This window comes from Streptomyces sp. NK15101 (assembly GCF_020400725.1).
Lineage (GTDB): Bacteria > Actinomycetota > Actinomycetes > Streptomycetales > Streptomycetaceae > Streptomyces.
On record NZ_JAINVG010000011.1, the window covers coordinates 124,530 to 151,423 of the forward strand.

29 protein-coding genes and 1 tRNA gene are annotated in these 26,894 nt (G+C 71.9%); 18 read left to right on the forward strand and 12 right to left on the reverse strand.

Annotated elements, in window-relative coordinates; genetic code table 11:
- Nucleotides 1-96: 96 nt before the first annotated feature.
- Complete coding sequence (locus K7G60_RS09115) at nucleotides 97-672, forward strand: hypothetical protein (RefSeq protein WP_225800286.1); 576 nt, start codon at nucleotides 97-99, stop codon at nucleotides 670-672.
- Nucleotides 673-828: 156 nt separating this feature from the next.
- Here K7G60_RS09115 and K7G60_RS09120 read toward each other — a convergent pair whose 3' ends face one another.
- A complete protein-coding gene (locus tag K7G60_RS09120; protein WP_225800287.1) occupies nucleotides 829-1,596 on the reverse strand; it encodes an alpha/beta fold hydrolase in 768 nt (255 codons plus the stop codon).
- Between the two features lie 87 nt (nucleotides 1,597-1,683).
- Here K7G60_RS09120 and K7G60_RS09125 point away from each other — a divergent pair, with 87 nt between their 5' ends.
- Nucleotides 1,684-2,211, forward strand: coding sequence for a PadR family transcriptional regulator (locus K7G60_RS09125; protein ID WP_225800288.1), 528 nt, complete (start codon nucleotides 1,684-1,686; stop codon nucleotides 2,209-2,211).
- Between the two features lie 54 nt (nucleotides 2,212-2,265).
- On the opposite strand, the gene K7G60_RS09130 is transcribed toward K7G60_RS09125, so the two are convergent.
- A complete protein-coding gene (locus K7G60_RS09130; RefSeq protein WP_225800289.1) occupies nucleotides 2,266-2,445 on the reverse strand; it encodes a hypothetical protein in 180 nt (59 codons plus the stop codon).
- A 327-nt stretch (nucleotides 2,446-2,772) separates the two neighbouring features.
- Here K7G60_RS09130 and K7G60_RS09135 point away from each other — a divergent pair, with 327 nt between their 5' ends.
- Nucleotides 2,773-3,306 carry a 2'-5' RNA ligase family protein gene (locus tag K7G60_RS09135; protein WP_225800290.1) on the forward strand — a complete coding sequence of 178 codons (534 nt, stop codon included), beginning with the start codon at nucleotides 2,773-2,775 and terminating at the stop codon, nucleotides 3,304-3,306.
- A gap of 13 nt (nucleotides 3,307-3,319) precedes the next feature.
- Here K7G60_RS09135 and K7G60_RS09140 read toward each other — a convergent pair whose 3' ends face one another.
- From K7G60_RS09140 to K7G60_RS09160, 5 genes are all read right to left on the reverse strand, one after another.
- Complete coding sequence (locus K7G60_RS09140; RefSeq protein WP_225800291.1) at nucleotides 3,320-5,014, reverse strand: alkaline phosphatase D family protein; 1,695 nt, start codon at nucleotides 5,012-5,014, stop codon at nucleotides 3,320-3,322.
- A gap of 349 nt (nucleotides 5,015-5,363) precedes the next feature.
- Nucleotides 5,364-5,561: a hypothetical protein gene (locus tag K7G60_RS09145; protein ID WP_225800292.1), complete on the reverse strand. Its 198-nt coding sequence runs from the start codon at nucleotides 5,559-5,561 to the stop codon at nucleotides 5,364-5,366.
- Nucleotides 5,562-5,621: 60 nt separating this feature from the next.
- Nucleotides 5,622-6,314 (reverse strand): SDR family NAD(P)-dependent oxidoreductase, encoded by a 693-nt coding sequence (locus tag K7G60_RS09150; protein ID WP_225800293.1) that lies wholly within the window; start codon nucleotides 6,312-6,314, stop codon nucleotides 5,622-5,624.
- Between the two features lie 216 nt (nucleotides 6,315-6,530).
- Nucleotides 6,531-7,127 carry a hypothetical protein gene (locus K7G60_RS09155; RefSeq protein ID WP_225800294.1) on the reverse strand — a complete coding sequence of 199 codons (597 nt, stop codon included), beginning with the start codon at nucleotides 7,125-7,127 and terminating at the stop codon, nucleotides 6,531-6,533.
- A gap of 377 nt (nucleotides 7,128-7,504) precedes the next feature.
- A complete protein-coding gene (locus K7G60_RS09160; protein WP_225800295.1) occupies nucleotides 7,505-8,695 on the reverse strand; it encodes a cytochrome P450 in 1,191 nt (396 codons plus the stop codon).
- Between the two features lie 555 nt (nucleotides 8,696-9,250).
- Here K7G60_RS09160 and K7G60_RS09165 point away from each other — a divergent pair.
- The 3 genes from K7G60_RS09165 (at nucleotide 9,251) to K7G60_RS09175 (ending at nucleotide 10,924) form a co-directional block, all read left to right on the forward strand.
- Nucleotides 9,251-9,895, forward strand: coding sequence for a hypothetical protein (locus tag K7G60_RS09165; protein WP_225800296.1), 645 nt, complete (start codon nucleotides 9,251-9,253; stop codon nucleotides 9,893-9,895).
- A 142-nt stretch (nucleotides 9,896-10,037) separates the two neighbouring features.
- A complete protein-coding gene (locus K7G60_RS09170; protein WP_225800297.1) occupies nucleotides 10,038-10,178 on the forward strand; it encodes a hypothetical protein in 141 nt (46 codons plus the stop codon).
- 224 nt (nucleotides 10,179-10,402) lie between these two features.
- Nucleotides 10,403-10,924 (forward strand): N-acetyltransferase, encoded by a 522-nt coding sequence (locus K7G60_RS09175; RefSeq protein WP_225800298.1) that lies wholly within the window; start codon nucleotides 10,403-10,405, stop codon nucleotides 10,922-10,924.
- A gap of 314 nt (nucleotides 10,925-11,238) precedes the next feature.
- Here K7G60_RS09175 and K7G60_RS09180 read toward each other — a convergent pair whose 3' ends face one another.
- Nucleotides 11,239-11,898, reverse strand: coding sequence for a hypothetical protein (locus tag K7G60_RS09180; protein WP_308080533.1), 660 nt, complete (start codon nucleotides 11,896-11,898; stop codon nucleotides 11,239-11,241).
- Nucleotides 11,899-12,059: 161 nt separating this feature from the next.
- A complete protein-coding gene (locus K7G60_RS09185; protein WP_225800299.1) occupies nucleotides 12,060-12,239 on the reverse strand; it encodes a hypothetical protein in 180 nt (59 codons plus the stop codon).
- 190 nt (nucleotides 12,240-12,429) lie between these two features.
- Between K7G60_RS09185 and K7G60_RS09190 the strand changes: the two genes are divergently transcribed.
- Nucleotides 12,430-12,506: transfer RNA gene (locus tag K7G60_RS09190), tRNA-Trp, on the forward strand.
- A 52-nt stretch (nucleotides 12,507-12,558) separates the two neighbouring features.
- On the opposite strand, the gene K7G60_RS09195 is transcribed toward K7G60_RS09190, so the two are convergent.
- The gene (locus K7G60_RS09195) at nucleotides 12,559-13,338 is read right to left on the reverse strand and encodes an NAD(P)H-dependent oxidoreductase (protein ID WP_225800300.1); all 780 of its coding nucleotides are present in this window, start codon (nucleotides 13,336-13,338) and stop codon (nucleotides 12,559-12,561) included.
- Nucleotides 13,339-13,478: 140 nt separating this feature from the next.
- On the opposite strand from K7G60_RS09195, the gene K7G60_RS09200 reads away from it, so the two are divergent.
- The 3 genes from K7G60_RS09200 (at nucleotide 13,479) to K7G60_RS09210 (ending at nucleotide 16,127) form a co-directional block, all read left to right on the forward strand.
- The gene (locus K7G60_RS09200; RefSeq protein WP_225800301.1) at nucleotides 13,479-14,327 is read left to right on the forward strand and encodes a helix-turn-helix transcriptional regulator; all 849 of its coding nucleotides are present in this window, start codon (nucleotides 13,479-13,481) and stop codon (nucleotides 14,325-14,327) included.
- 117 nt (nucleotides 14,328-14,444) lie between these two features.
- Nucleotides 14,445-15,065 carry a phosphoribosylanthranilate isomerase gene (locus K7G60_RS09205; protein ID WP_225800302.1) on the forward strand — a complete coding sequence of 207 codons (621 nt, stop codon included), beginning with the start codon at nucleotides 14,445-14,447 and terminating at the stop codon, nucleotides 15,063-15,065.
- Between the two features lie 195 nt (nucleotides 15,066-15,260).
- Nucleotides 15,261-16,127, forward strand: coding sequence for a D-alanyl-D-alanine carboxypeptidase family protein (locus K7G60_RS09210; RefSeq protein WP_225800326.1), 867 nt, complete (start codon nucleotides 15,261-15,263; stop codon nucleotides 16,125-16,127).
- Between the two features lie 69 nt (nucleotides 16,128-16,196).
- On the opposite strand, the gene K7G60_RS09215 is transcribed toward K7G60_RS09210, so the two are convergent.
- Nucleotides 16,197-16,745: a GNAT family N-acetyltransferase gene (locus tag K7G60_RS09215; protein ID WP_225800303.1), complete on the reverse strand. Its 549-nt coding sequence runs from the start codon at nucleotides 16,743-16,745 to the stop codon at nucleotides 16,197-16,199.
- A gap of 200 nt (nucleotides 16,746-16,945) precedes the next feature.
- Here K7G60_RS09215 and K7G60_RS09220 point away from each other — a divergent pair, with 200 nt between their 5' ends.
- The 7 genes from K7G60_RS09220 to K7G60_RS09250 all read left to right on the forward strand — a co-directional run bounded on the left by K7G60_RS09220 (nucleotide 16,946) and on the right by K7G60_RS09250 (nucleotide 25,681).
- A complete protein-coding gene (locus tag K7G60_RS09220) occupies nucleotides 16,946-17,410 on the forward strand; it encodes a GNAT family N-acetyltransferase (protein ID WP_225800304.1) in 465 nt (154 codons plus the stop codon).
- A gap of 377 nt (nucleotides 17,411-17,787) precedes the next feature.
- Nucleotides 17,788-18,039, forward strand: a complete 252-nt coding sequence (locus tag K7G60_RS09225; RefSeq protein WP_225800305.1) for a hypothetical protein — start codon at nucleotides 17,788-17,790, stop codon at nucleotides 18,037-18,039.
- A 122-nt stretch (nucleotides 18,040-18,161) separates the two neighbouring features.
- Complete coding sequence (locus K7G60_RS09230) at nucleotides 18,162-18,968, forward strand: HlyD family efflux transporter periplasmic adaptor subunit (RefSeq protein ID WP_225800306.1); 807 nt, start codon at nucleotides 18,162-18,164, stop codon at nucleotides 18,966-18,968.
- Between the two features lie 155 nt (nucleotides 18,969-19,123).
- Complete coding sequence (locus K7G60_RS09235) at nucleotides 19,124-21,241, forward strand: NHLP family bacteriocin export ABC transporter peptidase/permease/ATPase subunit (RefSeq protein ID WP_374115612.1); 2,118 nt, start codon at nucleotides 19,124-19,126, stop codon at nucleotides 21,239-21,241.
- A gap of 1 nt (nucleotide 21,242) precedes the next feature.
- On the forward strand, nucleotides 21,243-24,194 hold the full coding sequence (locus K7G60_RS09240; RefSeq protein ID WP_225800308.1) for an NHLP bacteriocin export ABC transporter permease/ATPase subunit: 2,952 nt from the start codon (nucleotides 21,243-21,245) through the stop codon (nucleotides 24,192-24,194).
- Between the two features lie 109 nt (nucleotides 24,195-24,303).
- Nucleotides 24,304-25,224 carry a class A beta-lactamase gene (gene bla, locus K7G60_RS09245; protein ID WP_225800309.1) on the forward strand — a complete coding sequence of 307 codons (921 nt, stop codon included), beginning with the start codon at nucleotides 24,304-24,306 and terminating at the stop codon, nucleotides 25,222-25,224.
- Nucleotides 25,225-25,234: 10 nt separating this feature from the next.
- Nucleotides 25,235-25,681, forward strand: a complete 447-nt coding sequence (locus tag K7G60_RS09250; RefSeq protein WP_225800310.1) for an SRPBCC family protein — start codon at nucleotides 25,235-25,237, stop codon at nucleotides 25,679-25,681.
- 5 nt (nucleotides 25,682-25,686) lie between these two features.
- Here the strand turns inward: K7G60_RS09250 and K7G60_RS09255 are convergent, their stop codons facing one another.
- Complete coding sequence (locus K7G60_RS09255) at nucleotides 25,687-26,370, reverse strand: bifunctional 2-polyprenyl-6-hydroxyphenol methylase/3-demethylubiquinol 3-O-methyltransferase UbiG (RefSeq protein WP_225800311.1); 684 nt, start codon at nucleotides 26,368-26,370, stop codon at nucleotides 25,687-25,689.
- Between the two features lie 307 nt (nucleotides 26,371-26,677).
- Here K7G60_RS09255 and K7G60_RS09260 point away from each other — a divergent pair.
- On the forward strand, nucleotides 26,678-26,894 hold a 217-nt coding region (locus K7G60_RS09260; protein ID WP_225800312.1), incomplete at its 3' end, for an MBL fold metallo-hydrolase.

Sequence of the window (26,894 nt, forward strand, 5' to 3'; positions counted from 1 at the left end):
TTGTCAGACGCCCATGTCACGGCGCTGACCAGCAGCTTCCCGAAGGTGGAATGGGCTCGGTGACGTGCTGTCGGTGGCTGCTTCTAGTGTTGCCTCATGGGGAACTACTTTCAGACCGTCGTCGACCTCGACGCCACGCATGCGGACGCCCGCACCCTGGCAGGCAGCGGACTCGACTGGCTGGTCAGGGAGGGGATAGTCCGGGCCGAGCTCACCGACTGTGTTCTCGGGGCGCCGTCGGGGCATCCGCCCGGTCCCTCCTGGGCCAAGGCGGTCGGTCAGGAGGACTGGGAGCCCAGTGACGGACTCAGGATCGAGACCGGCCGCACCGTGTTCAACTGCGGTCAGGGCGAACCCAGATTCGCGGTGTGCCCCCATTGTGCCGGGCGGGCGGATTTCTACACCGAACGGCTGGAGGAGATCGAGGGTGCGTGGGAACCCTTCGGTGAGGCCATCGACGCCTGGAGCGACACGGGCAGCGCGGCAGTCGCCTGCCCGCATTGCCGGTGCCCTGGTGACCTGACCGCGTGGACCTGGTCGGATGACTACTTCGCCTTCGGGCATCTCGGTTTCGAGTTCTGGGACTGGCCCGACTTCAGCCCCGGGTTCCTGGAAGGTCTCTCCCGCGCGCTCGGGGGGCATCGCACGGTCCTCATGGCAGGCAAACTCTGAGGGAGCCGGAGTTCGTACGCCCTCCCCCCTCCTCCCCCCCCGCTCAACCCGGGGATGCTCGGAGCAGGGCGAACAAGCCGCGTTGCGCCGGCGGGCATCAGCGGCTCGATCCGGTCCCACACCGCATCAGCGATCACTGATCGGCCGATCAGCGGATCACGGAGACATGTCCCAGGCCCCCACCGCACCGGCGAAGACGTCGGGGTTGTCGAACATGACGTTGTGGCCGGCGTCGGGGACGGTCACGACGTCCACGCCGGCGGCCCGGAGCCCGTCCGCACCGGCCAGGTCGCCGCTCAGCTCGCCCTGGAGGTAGACGCGCGGGACGCGCGAGTGGACGAACATCTCCCGCATCACGGGCTCGGTGCCCCGTACCAGGTGGGCGGCGGAGCGGTGCAGGGCCAGCGGGTCGGCCAGCCGCATGGTGGCCGCCCAGGCCGGGCCGACGTGCTCCAGGACACGGGCGAAGCCTCCGCCCCGTACGAACTCCTCCTCCGTGTACGACGCGATGCCGCTGCTGCCCGCCGTGGGTACCGGGAACGGGTCGAGGTTGCCCTCGGTGACGACGAGCCGTCCCACCAGGTCGGGCCTGCGGTGGGCGAGGACGATGGCGACCGAGCCGCCCATGCTGTGCCCGGCGATCACCCCGCCGCGCACCTGGGCCGCGTCGAGCGCGGCGGCCAGGGCGTCCGCGTGGCCCTCAAGGCTGTAGTCGAAGTCGACGGGCCGGTCACTGATGCCGTGCCCCGGCAGGTCGACGAAGAGGACCCGCCGGCCGGCGAGTTCGGGACGGGCCGCGATGTGCGCGTGGTAAACGGCCGACGCGGCGCCGAGGCCGTGCACGAACACCACCGCGGGCCCCTCGCCGGCCGCCTCGGTCCATCGGACGACACTGCCCCGCTCGTCGAATCGTGCCTCGCGCACAGTCCACTCCCCTCTCGAATACCTCAGCCTCACAGTACTACGTCGACGCAGTACTGCGACAACGTAATCCTGAGGGAGAATGCGGGCATGCTGGAACTGTCGATCCTCGGTTTCCTCTACGAGACCCCGCTGCACGGCTACGAGCTGCGCAAACGCATCACGGCCCTCACCGGCCACGTACGCCCGGTGGGCGAGTCCACCCTGTACCCGGCGATCAAGCGCCTGGAGAAGGCCGGTCTGCTGGTACGGGAGACCCAGCCCGGCCCGGCCGCCGCACCCCGCCAGGTCCTCACCCTCACTTCCGCCGGCCGGGAGGAACTCCGGCGCCGCCTCGCCGACGCCGAAGGCCCCGAAGTGACCGACGAGAACCGCTGGTTCGCCCTCCTGGCCTTTCTGCGCCACCTCGACGACCCCACCGCCCAGGCCACGGTCCTGCGCCGCCGCCTCGCCTTCCTGGAAGAGCCCGCCAGCTTCTTCTACGACGGCGATCGCCCGGTGCGCGCCGAGGAACCGGACGACCCGTTCCGCCACGGCGTCCTGACCATCGCCCGCGCCACCACCCAGGCGGAACTCACCTGGCTCCGCACCACCCTCGCCGAACTGGAGAGCTCCTGACGAGCTCGTGCGCGGTAGGCGGTGAGACGTCGAGGACTTCGATGGGCCTGACGCTCACCCCTGCCGTCGCGGGTCCAGGTCCGCGGTCTGCAGAGGGGGCAGCAGGCCGGCGACGGCTCGAACGGTGTCGCTGGTGTGCTCGCGGCGGCCGAGGTGGCGGGCCAGTGCCCGCCGGTTCTTCAGATGGGCGATGCCGTGCTCGCCCCGGATGCGGCGTCCCGATCTCCGTGCCATCGATGATTCCATTCCTCCCACCGGCGCCGAGGTGCTCGACTGCCTCGACCAGGGTCCGCAGCCGCACGTCCGGGCTGTCCCGAAGCCGGTCGATGAACATGAGCCGGTGCTTCGCACCGGCGCCCACAGCACGCTTCCGCGGCCGAGAGGACAGCCTGGTCCGGTGACGCTCGTGCCACAGCGGGCCGAGCTCGGCGATGAGTTCAGCAATCACATCGGCTGACGGCCCCGTGATCCGGAGGTTGCCGACGATCACTGCACGCGTCACGTTCCCCACCGCCCAAGGCCGGAGCTCTTGTTCTCCTGGGCTCCCGGTAGGGTGCGGTGGTGCGCACGGTCGAGCTTTTGTTGGACGAGGCGGCGGAGCTGGCGGTTCGGGAGGCGTGGCAGCGGCTCGCGGATGCGGGGTTGCCCAGTCAGGCGCGTCACCGTTCCCCGACCAACAGCCCGCATCTGACTCTGGCGGCCTGTCCGGAGCTGACCGCTCCGATTCGGTGGGAGCTTGCCGAGGTGGTCGCCGTCCTGCCGTTGCCGGTGCGGTTCACGGGCGTGGTCCGCTTCGAGCGGCCCACTTCGGTACTGGCCTGGGCGCTGGATCTCGACGCCGCGCTGGCCGGCTTGCAGTGCCGGGTGTGGGAGGCGGTGGCCTCGGACAGCCCGCCCGAGGCCCTCAACCCGTTCCACGAACCCGGGCGCTGGAGCCCGCACATCACCCTCGGTCGCACCCGGCGTGCGGGCGCCTTCGCCGATCGGCGCGTCCCCGACCTGCTGCCGGTGCCGCCCCTCTCGGCCCAGCTCGTCACCCTGCGCAGCTACGACACCGAGACCGGTGCCCTGGAGGTGCTGGAGCCCCGCTCCTGAGACGGCCCCGACGTCAGTTTCCCTCCGTCAGATTCCGGTCGAGGACGCCGATGAGCCGTGCTCCCGCGCGGTCGGTCCCGCGGCGCCCTCGCTTCGTGTCCGCCGAGGCCCTTTCCAGCCGCAGCCGTGCTGTACGTCCACGCAGCGTCAGCGTCATCAGCTGGTTGCCGAACCACGGCCCGCCGGTGCGCTCCCACCGGACCGCCGGTCGCTCGACCCGTCCGTGGCGGGCAAGGAGATGCCCGATTCCCCTGGCGAACCGGCTCCAGCCGAAACGGAACCCGGCCCGCATGGCCGTGGGCACCGAGTTGTGCAGGGGTGAGCAGGTGAACTGGAAGACGCGGGAGCGCGGTGGCTGCCCGGTGGTCCAGACGGGCTCCGCCACGTACGCGTGGTGGACGTCCCCGGAAAGCACGCACACCGTCGCCGGGGCGGTGTCGGCCCTTCCTACCTCGGCGACCGTCTCCGTGAGTTTTTCGAACGACGAGGTGAACGCCGCCCAGTGCTCCAGGTCCGCCCGCCGCCGCAGCCACTCGCCGAAGCGCACCCAGCGCGGACCGCGTTCGCCCCGGCAGAGCGCCGCGTGCCAGCCCTCCGCGAAGTGGACCATCGGAGGCAGCAGCCACGGGAGTGAGGTCCCGACCAGCAGGTGGTCGACACCGCCGAGTCCGTCGAACGCCTGTGTCCGCAGCCAGGCCGCCTCCTGGGCGTCCAGCATCGTCCTGTGCTGCTCCTCCAGCACCCGCGCGGCCCGGGTGTCGACCATCAGCAGCCGGGTGCGGCCGAAGTCCCTGCGGTAGCTCCAGCGCACCGACGCCGGGTCGGCGTCGGCGCGTTCGGCGAACACGCGCAGCACCTCCGTGGCGTCGTCGGCCGCCAGGACCGCCGCGTACAGCTCGTCCTCGGCGAGCTCGGCGGGCGAGAGGTTCCCGAGGTGCTGGTAGACCCAGTACGACATCAGACCGCCGGTGATCCGCTCGTGCCACCAGGGCGTCGCCCGCATGTCGGCCACCCAGGCGGCGCTGGTGTTCCAGTCGTCGATGACGTCGTGGTCGTCGAAGATCATGCAGCTGGGCACGGTCGAGAGCAGCCAGCGCAGTTCGGGGTCGCCCCAGGACTCGTCGTAGAGGTGGGTGTACTCCTCGTAGTCGGCGACCTGGTCCGGCGGGGCGGCGGAGCCGGTGCCGGCGGCCCGCCGGTGCCGGGCGATCCAGGCGCGGGTGTCGGCGGACGTCTCGTCCGCGTACACCTGGTCGCCGAGGAGGAGGAGAACGTCCGGACGCTCGGCCTCCGGGTCGGCGGCGAGCCGGGCGGAAAGGGTGTCGAGGACGTCGGGGCCCACCGGATCGGACTCCCCCATGGCAGGCGCCGCCCACCGGCACGAGCCGAAGGCGACCACCGCGTCCGTCGCCGGGACCGGCGGCGTGTGGATGGTGCTGGGCGGCTGGGGCGAGTCCGCGAGGGGCCACACCCGCTCGCCGTCGAGCAGCACCTCGTACGTCGTGGCGGCCCCGGGGACGAGTCCGGTCACGACCACCAGCGCGTAGTGGTGGTCGGCGACGCGGAACGTCGGGGCCGAGCCCCCCGCGCCGCCCGGGCACCGTACCTCCGCCGTGCACGCCCGGTCGGTCTCGACCCACACCGTCGCGCTCGTGCCCGACTCCCAGTCGACGTGTCGCAGGAGCGGCCCCAGCCTCAGACCGGCCATCACGAGTCCCCTTCCGGCGCTCCGCACGGTACGGAACGGCCGCTCTGTACGGTACTGAGCCCCTGCGGAAACAGCGCCGTCGCACCGCTCGGCCGCCCCCGACTCAGGTGGCTTGCTCTTCCCTACGGTACGCACGCCTTCAGCAGGCGGCCGGTGTCTCAGCGCACCGATCCCACGATCCGAACCAGAACCCGTCCTTCTGAGCACCACCACCGCACCCGTGCGGTCCCGTGGGCGACGACCACCGAACCTCGGCACACCGCCGCACCACGAACTGCACACCCGAGATCGCTGCCGCGAAGGAAGAACCACCGCGCGAACGCCGAAGAGCGGCGACGGACGCCGCTCGTCACCGTCGTCGGCCGAGGACCTTCGCCGCGATCGCGAGTGCTGCCAAGCCCGCGGCCGCCGCTGCCCCTCTGCCGATGACACGGTGGTCGTGCCGACGCCATCCGTCGTCGACCGCGCACGGCAGGGGATCGGGGTCGAACACCGTGCCGTCGTGCGAGGGGACCGGGGCACCCCGTACGGCGAACGTGTTCACCACGGGACCGATGAGACGGTCGTACAGGCCGGGCGCGAGATCGTGCGCCCAGACGCCGACGCGTTATGTCCGTCCGACGACGATCTCGCGCCGAGGCCGGTCGATGGCACGTACCACCGCGGCCACCACTCGTTCCGGCGACGTCACGGGCGGCAGCGGCCGGATCCGGCGACCGATGTAGTTCGCGGCATGACGATAGATCGGCGTGTCGACCGCGCCCGGCAGGACGACGCACACGGCGATGCCAGGAGCGTCGCGCAACTCCTGACGCAGCACCTCGGAGAAACCGAGCAGGCCCCATTTCGAGGTCACATACGGTGAGACATAGGGGGACGAGAGCCGTCCGTACAGAGAACCGATGTTGACGAGCACCCCCTTGCCCTGGGACCTGAACTGCGGCAGCACCGCCCGGGCCGCGTGGACCTGCCCGAACAGCGTGGTGTTCACGACCTGTCGGAACACAGGGCCGGGGGTGTCCTCGAACAGGCCGTAGCTCCACACGGCCGCGGCGTTCACCCAGGCGTCGACGCGCCCGAACCTTTCGACCGCACGTCGGACCAGAACCTGGACGGCTGCTTCGTCGCCGACGTCGGTCGGGACGACCAGCACCCGTCCTCCGCGCTGCTCGCACTCCCGCGCGACCGCGACGAGGGTCCGTTCGGTGCGGGCCGCCAGCACGAGGTCGGCCCCGCGGGCGGCGAGTGCCTCCGCCACCCCACGGCCGATGCCGCTGGACGCTCCGGTGACGACCACCACGGGCCGGTCCGGCCGGTTCACGGAACCCCGCCGATCCGCTGGGCCCGCGTGAACCGGCCGGACCGGCCGCCGATGGCCGACCACCAGCCCTCGGCCGGTCGGCGAAGGCGGAGCGGTCGAAGACGGGACGGCTCGTTCGATCCGGTCAGGTGCTCCAAGGACGTGATCACTCGCGGTCCGACCTGTACGAGGGTGGGGTCCGGATGCCGGCCGAAGTCAGTGCGGCAGGTGGTGGCTGATGCCGGCCGGCAGGTGCGGGGAGAGGGACGCGGCGCGCTGCCACATGCCCGAAGCCTGCTCGGCGGGCCGCTGCTGCTCGCCGTGCAGGGCGTTGAGCACCACCAGACACCCCGTGAGCGCCGGTACCACCCACTGCGCACAGGCCAGCTGCCGACGTGCCTTGTCGAGGTCGACGGGGTGCTTGCTCGCCTTCTCGGCGTCCTCCGGGTCGGAGGACGAGGCCAGCTCGACCTTCTTTCCCAGGACGCGGGCGTAGGCGGTGGCGGCCAGGGCCGCCGCGGTGACGACGGTCTTGGCCGCGGTGGAGGCGGCGACGCCCTGCTGGGTGGCGACGCGGTGGGCGTTCACGGCCAGCAGCCCCCCGCTGCCGAACAGGTGCACACCGATGGCAGCGGCATTGACCGGCGTCCACTTCGCCCAGCCGGCGGAGGCGATCCGGTCCGTGGCCGCCTCCGTCCCGCCTTCACTCCTGGCAGCACCGTTGAGGCCGACCGCACCCATGAGCGAGCCACCGAACCAAGCGGCCAGCCCCACGTCGTGCAGACTGCGAATCAGCGTGTGACGTTCGGACATGGTGGTGCTCCTTCTGAGCGGGAGGAGGGGGTTTGACCGACGCGAGCGCCGCACTCCACCCTCACCCGGTCCCGGACACATCGCCATCACGGTGAGCCGGATGGGTGCGAACCGCCCCACGGACATCGGACGGGCGCGGCAGCGGACCACGGGCGCCGGACCGGTTCGGACCGGCACCACCCCGCAGGGGCGCGAAAGCGATCACCGACGGCGACCTTCGAACCGCGGCCCATTCGCTGGAGCCGTCCTTGCTCGCGCGACTCATCGGGTTTCGGGGTGAGCGAACCACACGGAACCGCTGCGGGCCGTATGCGACCACCGCATGCGGCCCACAGCCGCGTCGGGGGGCGGCGTCGTGAGTTCTCGGCGTGCTGTTCTCATACGCGCGGCCGTGCGGCCTTGTACTCCACCGGCAGCTCGAGAAGGCCGCGGGCCCGCAGGGACGGTCGCCATCGGGGTTCGGCCTCGGCCAGAGCCAGGCTGCTGAACCGATCGAGAAGTACGGCCAGGGCGATCTCGGTCTCCGCGCGGGCCAGCGGGGCACCGAGGCAGTAGTGGATGCCGTGGCCCAGTGCCAGGTGCCCGGAGGCGTCGCGGTCGAAGTCGAGCTGCTCGGGATGGGAGAAGCGGGCGGGATCGCGGTTTGCCGCAGCCAGCGACAGCAGGACGGTTTCTCCTGCCAGGACCGTTACGTCTCCGACGGTCACGTCTTCGGTGGCGAAACGGCGGATAGCCAGAAGTGCCGGCCCTTCGTGGCGTGCCAGTTCCTCCACCGCCTCGGGAAGCTTCGACGGGTCCGTGCGGAGGCGTGCCAGGTGCTCGGGACGGCTCAGGAGCGCGTGTACGGCATTGCCGATGAGCTGGACGGTGTTCTCGTATCCGGCAACGAGGACGAGGAAGGCGAGTGACGTCAGTTCGTCCTCGCTGAGCCGGTCACCGTCGCCGTCGCGTACCGCGATCAGGTCGGAGAGCAAGTCGTCGGCAGGGTGCCGGCGCTTGTGCGCGATGAGTTCGGTGAAGAAGGCGAGCATGGCGCCGACCGCCTGCTTGGCCGTCTGCGGGCGGCTGGGATCCGGTGCGATCAGCTCGTTGGTCCAGGCCCGGAAGTCCTTGCGGTGGTCGTCGGGGATGCCGAGGAGGTCGCAGATGACGGCGATGGGCAGCGGGGCCGCGTAGGCGGCGATGAGGTCGGCCCTGCCCTCCGCGCCGAGCGCGTCCAGCAGCCCGTCCGCGGTCCGTCGGATCGGGGCGCGCAACGCGTCCACGCGTCGGGGCGTGAAGGCACGGCTGACGAGCCTGCGCATACGCGTGTGGTCCGGAGGGTCCATGTTCAGCAGGTTGGCATCCAGGGCCGGCGGCAGGGACAGACCGCGGTAGGAGCCCTCGGCGGCATTGGACTTGTCGAGGGAGAGGCGCGGATCCGCAAGGGCTGAGCGTACGTCGCCGTACCGGGTGACGAGCCATGCCGGTTCGCCGGTTGGCCCTGCGATGCGTCGGACTGGCGCGGCATCACGCAAGCGCCGGTACGCATCGTGCGGGTCTTTCACGAGGTCGCCCTGTAGATCCATGGGATCACCCTAGTTCGTCACGTCGGCCGGGCAACGGCCGCGCCGGGCTGGGGAGATGAGCCCGAATCGGGTGGCCTGGTCGAGCGCCCGGCCCCAAGGCCACCCGGCTGCCGCGTCCGTGTCCTCGCCAGAGCAGGGACGCCACGGACGGCCACGTACAGGCGCGGGCACTGGTACCGGAGTGGGTGGCGGAAGACCCCGCCATGGCCGATGGCGCGGTCGACGCTGACCTCGGCAACCAGATCGGGACGGACGAAGGCGGTGTCGAGGGCGTCTTGGGAGCCCCGGGAAGCCACGCTCGCGCGCCGGCGCGCCCGGAGCAACATGATGGGACGTGGTCTGCCCAGAGAGTTCATCGCGCGTCTCACGAGCTGGTCCTCGTGGCCGGATCGCGGTCACCTGCCGGCGGCCCGTGGAACACCCGGCCTGTACGGCAGCGCCGCCCCGCACAAGGCACAGCCAACGGTGAGCCTTGATCCGGGAGGTCGGAAGGGACGCAGGGAAACGCCGGGCCGGAGGATTCTCGGCGCGCCGGCCCTGGTAAAACAATGGCCGGTGGGCATCCAGGAGCGTGAACGCAAGATGTACCGGCCGCTGCGGCGGGCCGGACTCGAGGCGATCCCGGACGCCGTGCCGGACGGCACGATGCCGTTCGTCTTCGGATACCGCCCCGAGGACATCGTCGGCCGCTTCTCCCACCCGTACGAGACCCCGCGGCTCGTCGAGCGTCTCAACGAGGACTGGTACGACCTGGCGGTCTCCACAGGCCTTTTCGACCACCGGCGCGAGTTCCTCGTCCTGCTCCCCCACGGCACCCGCACGCACCAAGCCGCCCTGCGTGAGCAGAACCAGCACTACGGCCGCCGTTCCGCACCGGAGGTCTGGACCCGGGTCCGGCTCCTGGACCGCTGGGACATCATGGGTCGGGGCGCGGCATCGGCGTTCCTCGGCATGCGTGCGGGCCACCCGGGCTTCGGCATGATGGCGCTCGACAGCAGCGTGTACATCAGCTGCTCGACCGGCGAGATCGGTGTCGACGTGGTCGCGGTGCGCCACCCGGCCCGCTCTGAGAACGTCCTGCAGTACCTGGAGTGGTACGCGAATTGGGACTATCCCCGCGCCGACAAGGAGTTGCAGAAGCGGATCGCCGTCTGGCTCGCGGGCCGCGCACCGGGGACCGTCAGCCGTTCCGACCGATGACCACGCACCCCCGGCGGCGAGGTCGGCAAGGTCGTCGCCGTCCAGCTGATCTGACGGGCTGGCGCAGGCCGACGACGAGCACCCCGACGTCTCGCTCACCCATGAGAGCGGGTGGTGCCTCAGCGCCTTCGGCAGTGGTCTGGTGATCTGGGAGAACCCGGACGACGACTCGTCCGCTCCGGCGGAGATGCGGGAGGTCGCCCGTACGGAGGTCCTCCGGCTCTTCGGACTGCTGGCGGCAGGTGACATCGCCTCGATCGAGGCGCTTCCCTGGCGGAAATGAAACGCTCCGCACAGAAACGCCGGCCGGTTCGCCGGTATCGGTAATGGGGCGCTCACGGCGGCGGCGCAGGCCGTCGCCCCGCTCCGGCTCGTCCCGGATCAGAAACCGTCACCACCTCCCTTACCGGGAACCACGGCGCGCACGGGCCGGGCTGACGTGATTCCGCGGACCTCGTGCCGGGACCGAGCGGAAGAATTCCGTTGTCGTGCCGTCGCCGCGGTCGCATGCTTCCGTGCGTGACCACTGCATACGACTTCGCCAAGACCACCGTCACCCTGCCCGTCGGCGTGCGCGATCTGCTGCCCGGGGACCTGCCGGCGTGTACCTGGTCCGGATCGGCCACCCATCTGCGCCACGTGGAGCGGGAGCTGGCGCGCGCTGCGGCGGGTGAGGTGGACTACCTGGCCGTATGCACTCCTGTGGATCTGCCGGTGGCGATCGGGGGCATCGACTACCAGGTCTCCGAGGGAGCCGGAACCCTGTGGCAGCTCGCCGTGCTGCCGGCGCTGCAGTCCTGCGGCCTGGGGACGCTGCTCGTCCGCGCCGCCGAGCAGCGAATCCGGGACCGCGGGCTGCGCAGCGCCGAACTCGCCGTGGAGGAGGACAACCCCCGAGCGCGTGCCCTCTACGAGCGCCTGGGCTACGTCGCCTACGGCCGTGAACCGGACGCCTGGGACGAGGAAGGGCCCGACGGGTCGGTCCGACGCCACGAGACGATGTGCGTCCTCATGCGGAAGGACCTCTGAATTCCGCCCGAGCGGCACCTGCTCCACGGGACAGCCGGACGGCCGTCGCTCTGCCGCCTCGCTCAGGACCGTGTCCTCCATGGACTCGACCACGGGATCCGCACGAGTTGGAATCCCGCGCGTGCGGGCTTCACCGCTGCTTCAGGTGCCGGTCTTTCGTGCCGCGCGGAGTTGAGCGCGCAGGGCAGGCAGCCGGGCGTGGTCTCCGGGTTCTGCCAGGCCCTCCCCCAGGGCCACGAGCGAAAGCAGCTGCACCGGGCGGCCTGTTGCGGCCGCGGCCTCCAGTTTGTGGTGGCCGTCGAGGAGGAAGTGCGTCAGGCCCCAGTGCCGGTAGTGATCGGCGGCCCGGCCGGAGGCGGGTTCGCACACGTCCGGCGTCGAGACCGCGACAGCCGTCGGAACCGTACCCCGGGCCATGAGTCCGACGTATTCCTCCACGCGCTGCCTCGTGTTCCACGTCGGGGAACCATGGGCACGACGAACTCGTAGAGGTGGGCGGACGCGTCGACCGGAGCCTCGAAGGTCCGGTAGTACGGCGTGCGCGGGTACTGCGGGAGGTCCCAGAAGTCGTCGAGTCCCCACGTGGCCACCTGCTCGCCGCTGAAGTAGTCGTCTTCCCGGCCGGGAACGACCAGGCGCGGCTCCACGCGGAGCAGTGCAGGAAGGTACTCCCCCTCCGGCAGCAACGCGCCGAACGCGTCGATCACACCGCCCTCGTCCGGATCGGCCAGTGCGCCGGTGAGCCGCTCCTGCACGCTCCCCAGCGACAAGGTCTGCCGGGCGTCCTCCAGCCGGCAGAACAGGAACGGGCATGTTCCGCACCAGAAGCTGAGCTCGAAGGCGGGTTCCCCGTCGACCACGAGCAGCCTGCGTCCCGGCCCGTCGCCGGCCTCCCGCTTCTCCGTCTCGAAGCGCAACCCCGCCTCGGAGGCCGGGACGCCGAGCCTGCGCGGCCCGCCCCATTCGATCGTCATGGACCGACCGCAGGGGTCGTTGCGGGTCGGCACCACCGGCCCCGCGCACGGGGAGGAGCAGGCGGTGAGTTCAGGGTTCGCGCGATCGGCGCGGTGCGAGTCGTTCGTCGGCCGTGCCGGTGCTGCGAGACGTGATCGGCCGTCCCCAGTGCTCCGGGCGGTCAGCGCTCTGCTCGTTGCGACGCCACTGCGGGCCCGCCGGGGAAGTCGGGGTGGTCGGCGTAGGGCGAGGCGAGGTCGAGCAAGTCGGCGCACGGCCAGGTATCGCCGTCACAGCGCCGGGCCAGGTCGGCCTCCTCGTCCAGTCGCTCCTGGAGGAACCTCACCAAGTCATCGTCCATGGGGGCATCTTCGATGACGTGCCCAGCGGCTTCGACTGCATTTCCTGCTGATCGTTACCGCCCCGGATCGGAACGTGTCCGGGGCGAGGAGGACCCCGCTCCCCTGGCCGACGTCTGCCCGGAACACCGGACGGGATCGAAATCGGTTGGCGTCGAGGCCCACCGCAGTGTCAGACTGTGCGCACACCGAAGGGGTGTAGCTCAGATGGCCAGAGCGCCGGTCTCCAAAACCGGATGTCGCAGGTTCGACTCCTGTCACCCCTGCCACGGCTTCACGCCTCCCTCCCGGTGACCGTTGACCGGTGTCCGCCGCCGGTGGTCAGCCGCGTACGTGCAGCCCGAAGCCCGTGCGGCCCTCGGGCTCCAGGCCCTCCTTCAGCTGGAGCGAGGGGATCTCGTAGTCGCCGAAGTTCTGCCGGCGGAACGCGATCGGCTCCGTCGACTCCAGGGTGAGCAGGCGCTGCTCCCAGGCCTTGGCGACGTCCTGGTAGTCCTCGTCGGTCATCCGGTCGGTGCCGTACAGCACGAACGGCGGCAGGACCTCGATGCCCGGGTAGTAGAGGATGCCGTGGTGGATCGGGAACAGCAGGTCGTCGATGGGGCCGTTGATGCCCCGGGCGGCGTAGTGCGCCTCCGGGCCGCCGGCGGTCACCGACAGCAGTGCCCTCTTCCCCGCCAGGGTGCCTTCGCCGAAGCGCTCGCCGTACTTGGTGTCGCTGTGCTCGCCGACGCCGTAGGCGAAGTGGTAGGTGAACACCCGGTCCACCCAGCCCTTGAGGATGGCGGGCATCGTGTACCACCAGAGCGGGAACTGGAAGACGATCGTGTCGGCCCACAGCAGCTTCTCCTGCTCGGCCACGACGTCCGGGGTGAGCGTCCCGGCGTCGAGGGCCCGGCCCGAGTCCAGGGCGACCTTCAGCGGGCTCGAGGCGGCGGGGCCGTAGTCCGCGGCGTCCACGACCGCCTTCCAGTTCATCGCGTACAGGTCGCTCACCCGTACCTCGTGCCCGGCGGACTCCAGGGTGGAGACCGCGAGGTCCTTCAGCGAGCCGTTGAGCGACCGGGGCTCCGGGTGGGCGTGGACGATCAGCGTCTTCATGGGGAACTCCTTCGGATCGGATGCCTTCGATCCTGGACGCCTCGGCGGCCGGTGTTCAGGGGCGCTCCTTCCGTCGGACCGGGCTTCCTGGTAATGGCAGGGCCACCTTCGCGGGCGCGGCCGAGGCCATACTGGGAGACATGGACGATCTTGCGGGTTTCCTGCGGACCCGGCGTGCCCGCATCGCCCCCGCCGCCGTCGGCATCCCCACCGACAGCCGCCGGCGGGTCGAAGGGCTGCGCCGCGAAGAGGTCGCGCACCTGTCGGGGGTCAGCGTCGACTACTACGTACGTCTGGAGCAGGGGCGCGCGACCCAGCCCTCCGAGCAGGTCCTCGACTCGCTCGCCCGCGTCCTCGGCCTCGACGAGACCGAACGCGGGCACCTCTACCGGCTCGCCCGGCAGCGCCGCCGTCCCGCGAAGGCGCCGGCCGGGCGCCTCCGGCCCGAGCTGCTGCGCGTCCTCGACCTGGTCGCCGACGCACCCGCGCTGATCATGAACCACCGGCTGGACGTCCTCGCCGGCAACCGTCTCGCCCGGCTCCTCTACGGCCTGCCGATTCCCGGCCTGAACATCGCCCGGCACATCTTCCTGGAGGAGGCCGAGCACGGCCTCTACGCGGACTGGGAGACGTGCACGCTCGACGTCGTCGGGCACCTGCGCCTGGCCGCCGGCAAGCATCCCGACGATCCCCGTCTGGCCTCGCTCGTCGGCGAGCTCGCCATGGGCAGCGAACGCTTCCGCCGCCTCTGGGCGCGCGCGGACGTGCGCGCCCGCACCCATGGGCGCAAGGCGTACCGGCATCCGCTGGTCGGCCTCCTCGAACTGCACCACGAGGACTTCGCGCTGCCCGAGGAGTCCGGCCTGGAGCTGCTGGTGCTGTCCGCGGCTCCCGGCAGTGCGGCCGAGGACGGGCTGCGCCTCCTCGCGGGCCTGGATGCCGAGGGCACCGACACGCGTCCTCCGATCGACGTCCGGGTCCGCGAGTGAGCGCCTGACGACGCTCGTCCCGTCGGCGGGGGCTTCCCGGAAGTGGTCCGTGTCCGTGAGCCCGCGGGGAGTGAGTAGGCTCGGGTGCCGCGCCCAGGGTCGACAGAGGAGAGACACGTGTTCGTGAAGGTGTGCGGGCTCAGGACGACCGCCGACATCGATGCGGCGGTCGCGGCAGGGGCCGACGCCGTCGGGCTGGTGATCAGCGGGACCAGTGTGCGCGGGCTCGACCGGGACCGGGCGGCGCGGCTCGCCGCCCACGTTCCGGCTGGTGTCCTGTCCGTCCTCGTGGTCAACGACACCCCTGCCGCCGATGCCGCCCGCATCGCGGGCGAACTCGGCTTCGGCGCCCTCCAGCTGCACGGCACGGCGTATCGCGAGGAGGACTTCGCGGCCGCGGCCGGGATCTTTCCGCGGCTGTGGCGGGCCACGTCCTTGAGCGACCGGCCCGACACGCGCGTCGGCGCCTACGGTGAGGAGGTCCTCCTCCTCGACTCGCCCCGGGCGGGTTCCGGCGAGCAGTGGGACCTGTCCCTGCTCGAGGCCGCGCGGCCCGAGGGCGCGTGGTTGCTCGCCGGCGGGCTCGCACCGCACAACGTCGGCGAGGCGATCGGCCGGGCGCGCCCCTGGGGGGTCGACGTGTCCAGCGGCGTCGAGTCCGCGCCGGGCGTCAAGGACCACGACCTGATCCGTACGTTCGTCACCGCCGCGAAGCAGGCCGTCCCGCACGACGCCTGACCGGTGAAGATCACTGCCCTCGCGGTGCATCCCTGAAGCCCTTTCGTACGTCTTCCATGCGCCGGGTCCGTGTCCGGCCCCGTCGTGCGGTCCGGCAGAACCCGGGCCGGCCCTCCCGCGCGACCCGGCCCCGCGGACCCGGAAGACATCGATCTCTACCAAGGGCAGAAGACTTTGCTGACTCCGACACTCGGTCTGCGCAGTGCCGTGACCGTCTCGCTCACGGCCTCGGCCGTACTGGCCGGCGGCCTCTTCGCCGGCCAGGCGTACGCCGCGCCGCCGGTCCCGTCGATCACCGCTCCCGGCGGCTTCGTCATGAACAACGGGACGGGTGCGACGTTGTACGGGAAGGCCGCGGACACCCGCCGGTCGACCGGGTCCACCACGAAGATCATGACCGCGAAGGTGGTGCTGTCCCAGCGGAACCTGAACCTCGACGCCAAGGTCACGATCCAGAAGGCCTACAGCGACTACATCGTTTCCAAGAACGCCTCCTCGGCCCGGCTGATCGTCGGGGACAAGGTGACCGTCCGTCAGCTGCTCTACGGCCTCATGCTGCCGTCGGGCTGTGACGCCGCCTACGCGCTGGCCGACAAGTTCGGCACGGGCACCACGCGGGCGGCCCGCGTCAAGTCGTTCATCGGGAAGATGAACGACGAGGCGAGGAAGCTCGGTCTGAGGAACACCCACTTCGACTCGTTCGACGGAATAGGCAGCGGGCAGAACTTCTCGACTCCGCGCGACCTGACGAAGATCGCGAGCAGTGCGATGAAGAACTCCACGTTCCGCACCGTCGTCAAGACGAAGTCCACGACGCAGAAGGTGACCACCAAGAGCGGCGGTTACCGGTACATGTCGTGGACCAACACGAACAAGCTGCTCAGCACGTACAGCGGCGCGATCGGCGTGAAGACCGGTTCCGGTCCGCAGGCCAAGTACTGCCTCGTCTTCGCGGCCACCCGAGGCGGCAAGACGGTCATCGGTACGGTCCTCGCCTCGCCGTCCGAGACGAACAGGGCGGCCGACGTCAAGAAGCTGCTGGACTACGGCTTCGCCAGGTAACCGGCGCGCGGCGGCGCCCGTCCGCCGCGGCTGCCTCCCGTTCGGCGGGAGGCGGCCAGGCGGCTGGACTCACGTGCGGCGCTTCGCCGCCGACCAGGCGCCGAACCACTGCTCGGCGCCGTACTCCTCGAACCGGTCCACCTCGGTGAACCCGAGCTTCGCCGCGAGGCGCATGGCGCGCTCGTTGGCGGTTTGAGTGGAGAGCACCACCGGCTCGCCGGGGAGCGCGTCGGCGTGCCAGTCGAGCGCCGCCGCGCACGCCTCGGCCGCGTACCCGCGTCCCCAGACCTGCGGCAGGAACATGTAGCCGAGCTCCGCCTCCCGGCCTTCCGGGCGGACGTGTCCCGGACGCTCCGGGGCCCGCCGGTCGAGCGTGACCATGCCGATCATCGCTCCGTCGAGGTCGACCACGAAGAGGCCGGGGCGCCGTCCGGGCACCTCGGGCATCGCGCGGTCGAGTTCATCGCGCGGTCGAGCGCCGCCGACGTAGGTGCCCACCTCCGGCGAGGCGAACAGTTCGATGAACGCCGCGCGGTCCCGTGCCTCGGACTCGCGGAGCACGAGCCGTTCGGTCTTCAGCGGGGCAGGCGGCCAGAGAGCGGGCCCGAGTTCGGTCATGCCGGGCAACTTATCGCACGCCCGTGTGAGCGAACCGTAAGTGCGTTCCGTCGTGGGGCGGTTGAACCTCCGGGCGCCGAGGAGGGGAAGCGCGTCGGAGTTCCGCGAGGCAAGAGGACCTGGCCGAATTCAGCCGGTCGTCCCGCACATGATCCACTGGGGCCGCACCGCAGGTAGTGGTGCGTAAGGAGCGTGAAGAGATGTCCGAAACCGCCGCCGTGGCGATCCGTCCGGTCCGCGAGGGCGACTTCGACCAGTGGCGTGCCCTCTACCGGGGGTACGCCGACTTCTACCGGGTCGAGCAGACCGAGGAGGCCGCGCGGCTCGTCTGGTCCTGGATCCACGACCCCGGTCACGAGGTGGAGGGCCTCGTGGCCGAGGCCGCCGACGGGCGGCTGATCGGGCTCGCGCACTTCCGGCCCTTCGCGCGCCCGCTGTCCGCGTCCGTCGGCGGCTGGCTCGACGACCTCTTCGTGGACCCGGCCGTCCGCGGCTCCGGCGTGGCGGACCTGCTGCTCGGTGCGCTGCGCGGGATCGGGGCCGAGCGCGGCTGGAGCGTGGTCCGGTGGATCACCGCCGACGACAACCACCGCGCCCGGTCCAAGTACGACCAGGTGGCCACGCGCACGATGTGGATCACGTACGACATGGCGCCCGAGGCCTGAGCAGGGCCGGGCGCCCCGGTCCCGCCCCGGTCCGTCCCGGCCCCGCCGCGTGCCTGCCGGAAACCTGCACAACGTGTGCGTGTCGAGGAGCGGTGCCTTCACCGTTCCCCGACACCACCGGGGCCGGGGCCGCCCGGACGGCACCGTTCTGTCCGTTTAAGTTCCCCGTGCGGGCCGGGACGGCCGAATCTGTTACTCGGATCCGAGGAGAAGGTGTCGGCATTCGGTGAAATTGAATGCACGGCCGCTTCCCGAGGTGCAGGAACACCCGCGCAGAGGCGTCAACCGAATTTCTCCGGTCAGCCGTTCACGTGATTTGATCAATCCCGCTGCGGCCGCAGAAGACGGATTCCCCCCATGAACGAAGGGTGCGCATCATGCGTCACGACCTTGAGACCGCTGAGATCTCCGACGCCGACCTCGACGCCGTCTCCGGCGGTCTCGTCACCGTCTCCGGCGGCCTCGCCGGCGCTCTGACCAGCGACGTCACCAACCTCCTCGGCACCGTCGGCTCCCTGCAGACGGTCCAGGGCGTCGAGGGCCTCGTCGCCGGCGTCCCGGGTCTGGCCTCCGGCATCACCGGCGTCTCCGTGGACACCACGGGCGTCACCGGCATCGCCGGCATCTGAGCCGAACACGGCCCGTGAACCCCGGAACCACCCGGTTCCGGGGTTCACGGACACCCCCTGAGAACGGCCGCGGAAATCTCGGCCGCGGAATGTACGAGAGAATGCAGTCGAAGGAATAGTCCGTGCAGTTCCGCCGCAATGCGCTTTCCAAGCTGCAATCGCCCGAAGAACTGGACGTGCCCGTGCGTTTCGCACGCCCCCAGGGCCGTCTGGTGCTCGCCGTCACCGTCGTCGTCATGGCCGCCGCGGGTTTCTGGGCCCTCACCGGCACGGTGACGTCCAAGGTGAACGCCCCCGGCCTCCTCACCCACGCCGAGGGCACCTACCTGCTGCAGAGTCCCGTCGCCGGACAGGTCACCGACGTCCTCGTCGAAGAGGGCCGGCCCGTCGCCCCCGGCGCGCCGCTGCTGACCGTCCGCACGGACCGGGGCGACCGGCCCGTCCGTGCCGTGGCCGGCGGTCGCGTCACCACGCTGTACGCGAGGCTGGGTTCGGTCGTCACCACCGGCGCCGACGTGGCGACCGTGGAGCGCGTGACCGATCCGCACGCCCCGCTGATGGCCGTCCTGTACCTGCCGGGCGACACAGCCGCCGCGATCCGCCGGGGCGCCCGGGTCGACCTCGGGGTCCAGTCCGCCCCGCGCGACCGGTTCGGCGTGCTCCGCGGCCGTGTCAGCGCCGTCGGCCGCGTTCCGCAGACGCAGGCCCAGCTCGGTTCCTTCCTCGGCGACGCCGGGCTCGCCGCGCGCTTCTCCAGCGAGGGCGATCCGGTCGCGGTGCTCGTCATCCTGGACCGCTCCCCCTCGACCGCCTCCGGGTACGCCTGGTCCTCCGCGGACGGTCCCCCGCACGCCCCCGTCTCCGGCACGCCCGTCACCGGCTCCGTCCACCTCGCCGCGCAGCGGCCCGTCGACTGGCTGCTCCCGTGAGCGCGTCACGGGCGGCCGCCCCGAACCGGACGCGGTCCGGCGGCAGGTCGCGCGGCTCGGCCCGCGGGCTCCCGCCGGCGGGCGGCCCCCGACGTCGTGCGCAGGTCCCCGAGGGCCGCCGGCCCAGGACCGTCCGCACCCCCACCGTGCTCCAGATGGAGGCGGTCGAGTGCGGCGCCGCCGCCCTCGCGATGGTCCTCGGGCACCACGGCCGTTTCGTCTCGCTGGAGGAGCTCCGCATCGCCTGCGGCGTCTCCCGCGACGGGTCCAGGGCCGGGAACCTCCTCAAAGCGGCCCGTGGCCACGGACTCCAGGCCAAGGGCATGCAGATGGACCTGGCCGCGCTGGCGGAGGTGCCCGCTCCGGCCATTCTCTTCTGGGAGTTCAACCACTACGTCGTCTACGAGGGCATGGGCCGCCGTCTGGGCCGGCCCGGCGTGTACGTCAACGACCCCGGCAGCGGGCGCAGGTTCGTCCCCATGGACCAGTTCGACACCAGCTTCACCGGCATCGTGCTCACCTTCGAACCGGGCCCCGGCTTCCGGCGCGGCGGCAACCGGCCCGGCGTCCTCTCCGCCCTTCCGGCCCGGCTGCGCGGCACCTCCGGCACCATGGCCGCCGCGGTCGTCGCCAGCCTCCTGCTGGTGGCCGTCGGCGCCTGGGTGCCCGCCCTGAGCCGTACGTACATCGACATGTTCCTCATCGGGAACCAGACGTCCCTGCTCGGCGTGGTCTTCGCGGCGATGGCGACCGCCCTCGTCCTGACCGGGACGCTCACGGCCCTCCAGCAGGCCAATCTGCTGCGCGGGCGCATCATCGCCTCCACCCTGGGCAGCGCCCGCTTCCTGCGGCACCTGCTGCGGCTCCCGCTCGCCTTCTACGCGCAGCGGAGCCCTGCCGACCTCGTCCAACGCCTCCGGACCAACGAGACGGTCGCCGAGACCCTCGCCCGCGACCTGGCCGCGGCGGCGGTCGACGCCGTCGTCGTCCTGCTCTACGCCGTGCTGCTCTGGACGTACGACCCGCAACTCACCGTCGTCGGCGTGCTGATCGCCCTGCTCAACGTCGTCGCCCTGCGCGTCGTCGTCCACCTGCGGGCCACCGGCACGCAGAAACTGCGCGCCGAGAGCGCGCGGCTGACCAACACCGCGTACAGCGGGCTCCAGCTCATCGAGACGATGAAGGCCACCGGTGGCGAGGACGGCTTCTTCCGCCGCTGGGCCGGGCAGCACGCCACCACCCTGGACGTGCAGCAGCGGCTCGGCGTGCCCAGCGCCTGGCTGGCGGTCGTCGCGCCCACCCTCGCCGCGTTCAACAGCGCGCTCATCCTCATGATCGGCGGTCTGCGGGCGGTGGAGGGGCACCTCACCGTCGGCCTGCTCGTCGCCTTCCAGGCCCTCGTGACCGGCTTCACCGCGCCGATCACCCGGCTCAACGGAGTGGCGGGCCGCGTACAGGACTTCGCCGCCGACGTCGCCCGCCTCAGGGACGTCGAGAACTTCCCCGTCGACCCGGTGCACACCCGGCGCGCCCCGGGCGCCGCCACCCGCCGTCTCACCGGCCACGTCGAGCTGGAGGGCGTCACCTTCGGCTACAGCCCCCTCGACGAGCCGCTGCTCAAGGACTTCTCGCTCGCCGTCGGTCCCGGTCAGCAGGTCGCCCTGGTCGGCGGGTCCGGCAGCGGCAAATCCACCGTCTCGCGGCTGATGTCCGGGCTCTACACCCCGTGGGAGGGCGCGATCCGCATCGACGGGATGCGCCTGGAGGACATCCCGCGCAGTGCCCTCGCGGCCTCCGTCTCCTTCGTCGACCAGGACGTCTTCCTCTTCGAGGGCACCGTCCGCGACAACGTGGCGCTCTGGGACCCCTCCGTCCCCGACGAGGCCGTCGTCGCCGCCCTCCAGGACGCCGCCGTGTACGACGAGGTCGCCCGCCGCCCCGGTGGCATCCGGAGCCGCGTCGAGCAGGACGGCCGCAACTTCTCCGGCGGCCAGCGCCAGCGCCTGGAGATCGCCCGCGCGCTGGTGCGCCGCCCGAGCGTCCTGATCCTCGACGAGGTGACGAGCGCGCTCGACGCGGCGACCGAACAGGTCGTCATCGACAACCTGCGGCGGCGCGGCTGCGCCTGTGTGGTCATCGCCCATCGGCTGAGCACCGTGCGCGACAGCGACGAGATCGTCGTGCTCGACCGGGGCACGGTCGTGGAGCGCGGGCGCCACGAGCAGCTCGTCGCGGCGCGGGGCACGTACGCCGGCCTGGTCAAGGAGCACTGAGGTGAACGTCCCCCACCCGTACACCGACGTCACCGGCGTACGGCACGCCGGCGCCCCGGACCCGGTCGTCGCGGCCCTGGGCGCCCTGGGCACCGCGGTCGACTGCGCCGGTCCGCGCAGCCTCGCCCTCGAAGGCCCGCACGTCCTCTGGCTCGTCGTCGAGGGCGCCCTCGACCTGTTCGCCGTCGACGCGGCCCGGCTCGGCCCCTGGCACTTCCTGGGCCGCCTCGAAGCGGGCACGCTGCTGCTCGGTCCGGTCGACGGCCCCGCGCACACCCTGATCGGCCGGCCCGCGCAGGGCTGCCTGCTGCACCGCGTCGAGCTGCGCGAACTGCCGTACGCGGGCGGTCAGGCGTACGGCGACGAGGGCTTCGGACAGCAGCCGTACGGGCAGCAGGGGTACGGCGGCCAGTGGTACGAGGGCCAGTGGTACGAGGGCCAGCGCGCGTACGGCACGGGGACCGAGGCCCCGCTCAGCCCCCTGGAGCACGCCTTCGCGCTCGGCATCGGGCGCGGGCTGCGCGTCCTGTACCAGGCGGCCCCGGAAGGCAGCCCCGGCGACGCCCCGGGCACGGCCGACGACGACGTCCTCTGGATGCGGCTCACCCCCGGGAGCATCGCGTACGGAGCCGCCTACGCGACGGGCCACCAGGGGTACGAGGGCGACGGCTCCGGAACCCTCCTCGTGGACGCCGCGACCTGGCAGGGCATGGTCGACCAGCAGTACCGGCTGCTCTACGCCCTGGACGACTGGATCGAGCAGCTCGAGCGCGACCACGAGGACCGCGCGGCGGCGGGGATCGAGGCCGGCCGGGCCGCCCGTACCCGGGCCGACCACACGCTGCTCGCCTCCATCGGCCGCTCCGGCGGCACCCCGCGGGGCCGAACCGACGACGACGCGACCTACGCGGTGTGCCGGGCCGTCGCCGCCGAGGCGCGCATCACCCTCGCCGATCCGGACGGCACGGCCGCGGACCCCGGGCACCTCGACCCCGTCGAACGCATCGCGCTCGCCTCCCGGATCCGCACCCGGGGCATCCGGCTCGGCGACCGCTGGTGGCGCGAGGACAGCGGGCCCCTCGTGGGGCACCGCGCGGCGGACGGGGCCCCCGTCGCCCTGCTGTGGCGGCGCGGCCGGTACGTGGCCTTCGACCCCGCCACCGGTGAGCGGGAGCGCGTCGGCCGGACCGGGGCCGCGGCGTTCGCACCGCGGGCCGTCATGTTCTACCGGCCGCTGCCCGACCGGCCCCTCGGCCTGCTGCGGCTGCTCCGGTTCAGCGCCCGGGGAACGCGGGCGGAGCTCCGCGACCTGCTCCTCGGCGGGCTCGTCGCGGTCGCCCTCGGCGCCCTCGTGCCCGTCGCCACCGGCAAGGTGCTCGGCGCGTACGTACCGGCGGGCGAGACGGGGCTGATCGTCCAGGCCGGCTTCGCGATCATCGCGGCCGGCGTCGTGTCGGCCGCGTTCATGCTGCTGCAGAACACCGCCATCCTCCGTATGGAGGGCCGCGTCGAGGCCACCCTCCAGCCGGCCGTCTGGGACCGGCTCCTCCGCCTGCCGACGACGTTCTTCGCCGGGCGGTCGACCGGTGAACTGGCCGGTGCCGCCATGGGCATCAGCGCCATCCGCCGGGTCCTGTCCGGCACCGGCCCGGTGGTCGTCCAGGCGGGCACCGTCGGCACGGTCAACCTGGTGCTGCTCCTCGTCTACAGCGTGCCGCTGGCCCTCGTCGCGCTCGCCCTGCTGCTGGCCACGGCCGCGGTCTTCCTGGGCCTCGGCCTCTGGCAGCTGCGGTACCAGCGGCAGCTGGTCCGGCTCGGCAACAAGCTCGACAACCAGGCCTTCCAGACCCTGCGCGGACTGCCGAAGCTGCGCGTCGCGGCGGCCGAGAGCTTCGCGTACGCCGCCTGGGCCGGGCAGTTCGCCCGGACGCGTGAGCTGCACCGGCGCGTCGGGCGGATCAAGAACGTCCTCGCGGTCCTCGGCGCGGTCTGTCTTCCGCTGTGCACGCTCGTGATGTTCGCGCTCCTGGCCGGCCCGGCCCGCGGCACCCTGTCCGCGAGCGAGTTCCTCACCTTCAGCACCGCCGTCACGATGATGCTGTCCTCGGTGACGCAGCTGACCGGCGCGCTTCTCTCGGCCGCCGCCGTACAGCCCATGTTCGAACAGATCAGGCCGGTCTTCCGGGAGACGCCCGAGGTCCGCGGGTCCAGCGCCCGGCCCGGCGAACTGACCGGGGCGATCGAGGCCGAGAACCTGTCCTACCGCTACTCCGAGGACGGCCCGTTGGTCCTCGACGGGGTCGGTCTGCGGGTGCGGCCGGGCGAGTTCGTCGCGATCGTCGGGGCAAGCAGCTGCGGCAAGTCCACGCTCCTGCGGCTGCTCATCGGCTTCGACCGGCCGACCTCCGGCACCGTGCGGTACGACGGTCAGGACCTCGCGGCTCTGGACCTGGCGGCCGTGCGCCGCCAGTGCGGCGTCGTCCTCCAGAACGCCCAGCCGTTCTCCGGATCCGTCCTCGACTGCATCCGCGGCGCCGGCACGTACCCGCTGGAGGACGTGTGGGCCGCCGCCGCGATGGCGGGCCTGGCCGAGGACATCAAGGCCATGCCCATGGGCATGCACACGATGCTGTCCGACGGCGGGGGAACCATCTCGGGCGGCCAGCGCCAGCGACTGATGATCGCTCAGGCGCTCATCCGCAGACCCCGCGTCCTCTTCTTCGACGAGGCGACGAGCGCCCTCGACAACGAGGCCCAGCGGATCGTCATCGAGTCGACCCGCGCCCTGAACGCCACCCGTGTCGTGATCGCCCACCGCCTGTCCACCATCATGGACGCCGACCGGGTGATCGCCCTGGCGGACGGACGCGTCGTCCAGGAGGGCACTCCGGCCGAACTCCTCGCCGACACGACCGGGCTGTTCCACGAGCTGGTCCGCCGGCAACTGGGCTGATCCTTCCGCTCCCGGCCGGTGGAAGCGCCGCGCGGCCCCGCGCGGCGAAACCGGGCGGGCCGCCGGGGCGTGTACACGTACGACAGTGATCACCACGGAAGGAAGCACCTTGCACTCCAACGGACCAGGACCGTCCCGCCGTACCGCCCTCGCCCTGGGCGTCGGCACGGCGCTCACGGCCTCGCTCGCGCTGGGCGGGGGAACCGCGCAGGCCTTACCGGAACCGGGCGGCATCGTCGCGCGGCTGAGGCGCCTGGAGCGGGAGCACACCGCACGGCTCGGCGTGTTCGCCCGTGACATGCGCACGGGCAGGACCGTGGCCCACCGGGCGAACGAACGCTTCCCCATGGCCTCGGTGTTCAAGACGCTCGCCGCCGCCGCCGTCCTGCGCGACCTCGACCACGACGGCGAGTTCCTCGCCCGGCGCGTCCACTACACCCAGGCGTACGTCACCAGGTCGGGCATCTCGCCGATCGCGGGTCTCGCCGAGAACGTCTCCGGCGGCATGACGATCGCCGAACTCTGCGACGCCACCATCCGCTTCAGCGACAACACCGCCGGCAACCTGCTCCTCAAGGAGCTGGGCGGCCCCACCGGCATCACCCGCTTCTGCCGTTCGATCGGGGACCGCGTCACCCGGCTCGACCGGTGGGAGCCCGAGCTCAACTCGGCGGAGCCCTGGCGGGTCACCGACACCACCACCCCGTACGCCATCGGCCTCGACTACGCCCGCCTCGTGCTCGGCGACGTGCTGGAGCCCCACGACCGTGCGCGGCTCACCGACTGGCTGCTCCGCAACACCACCAGCACCGAGAAGTTCCGCCGCGGTCTGCCCGCCGACTGGCTCCTCGCCGACAAGACCGGCTCCCCGCGCTACGGCGGCGCCAACGACGTGGGCATCGCCTGGCGGCCGGACGGCACGCCGATCGTCCTGGCCGTCCTCTCCACGCAGCCCGAGGAGGACGCCCCCACGGACAACCCGCTGGTGGCCGGAACGGCCTCCCTGTTGGCGGAGGAGTTCAGCCGGTAGCGTCGAGGCCATGAGTCTCACCGACAGGGAATCGCGCCACCTCAGTGTCCATGTCGACCGGACCGTCGACGAGGTCTACGCCTACGCGTCGGATCCGGCCAACCTGCCCGCATGGGCCCATGGCCTGGGGCAGTCCATCGAGAAGGTCGGGGAGGAATGGATCGCGGACTCCTCTCCCCTGGGGCGCGTCACGGTCAGGTTCGTGCCGCGCAACGAGCTGGGCGTACTCGACCACGACGTCACGCTCCCTTCCGGGGAGACCTTCCACAACCCGGTCCGGGTGATCGCCGACGGCACGGGAAGCGAGGTGGTGTTCACCCTCCGCCGCCAGCCGGGGACGAGCGACGGAGACTTCGAGCGTGACGCCGAGACGGTCGCCGCCGACCTGGCCCGGCTGAAGGAGTTGCTGGAGTCCGCTCAGGGCCCGTCCGGCGGATCGGGGTCGGACGGGCCCTGAGTCCCTCAGCGGAGCCGGCGCGCGCGCAGCACCAGGTCGTGGGTGTGGTGCGCGCCGGCCCCGCCCTCGGGTACCGCGCGCGGCCGCTGCTCGTCCGCCTCCACCTCCCAGTCGTCGTCGAGCAGGGCCCTGACCATCGAGGGCCAGACGTAGTCGGCCGGGTCGAAGCCGCTCTCGTCCGCCTGCCGGTTCTCCATCCCGGCGTGGTGGACGAGCAGCAGCACGCCGCCGACCGCGACGGCCGAGATCAGCGCGCGTTCGGCCGCGGCGTCGGGCGTGCGCAGCAGTGCCGGGTACTGCGCGGAGACCAGGTCGAAGGAGGCCGGCGGGAGCGCCGCCTCCGCCAGGCCGGCGTGGACCCAGCGGACGGTGACGCCGGCGTCCCGCGCGTGCCCCGCCGCCCGCTCCAGTGCCACTCCCGAGACCTCCAGCGCCGTCACGTCCCAGCCGCCGCGCGCGAGCCAGACGGCGTCCGCGCCCTCGCCGCAGCCGACGTCGAGCACCCGGCCGGGGGCGAGCCCGGCGACCTCGGCCACGAGCGCACCGTTGGGCCGACCGCTCCAGAGCTGCTCCCGGTCGGCGTAGAGGTCGTCCCATCTCGCCCGTACCGCGGGGTCTCCGAGGTATCCGTCGGCGGGCGAAGGGGTACGGGCGGAGGCGGGCGTTCCCGCTGCGATGTCGTCGGTCACGGATGCACCGTCGCCCACCCCATCCCGGTCACGCCACTGCTGTTGCCGGTCCGGCAAAACGGCCGAGTGGCGATCCAGAATACCCAGGGGGGTATTTGACTTCCCCGCGGGAGCCCCTTTACGGTCGAGCGTGTAAATACCCGTGGGGGTATCCGAGCAGGGGACGCCTCGATGCGTGATCCGGGCCGCCGGCCCGCACACGGTTCGGCCTCGAACGCCGCCGCCCAGGCGGATCCGGGCCTCCGCCCCGCCACGCCCCGGCGCCTCCGCGCCCGCTTCGGCGTGCGCTCCTGATGAAGGGATTGCCGTGTTCTTCGCCCAGTACTACCTCGACTGTCTGTCCCAGGCGTCGTACATGATCGCCGACGAGAAGACCGGGCGGGCCGTCGTCGTCGACCCGCGCCGGGACGTCTCGGAGTACCTCGCCGACGCCGCCGCGCGCGGTTTCACCGTGGTCGGCGTGATCAACACCCACTTCCACGCGGACTTCGTCGCCGGTCACCTGGAGATGGCCGACGAGACCG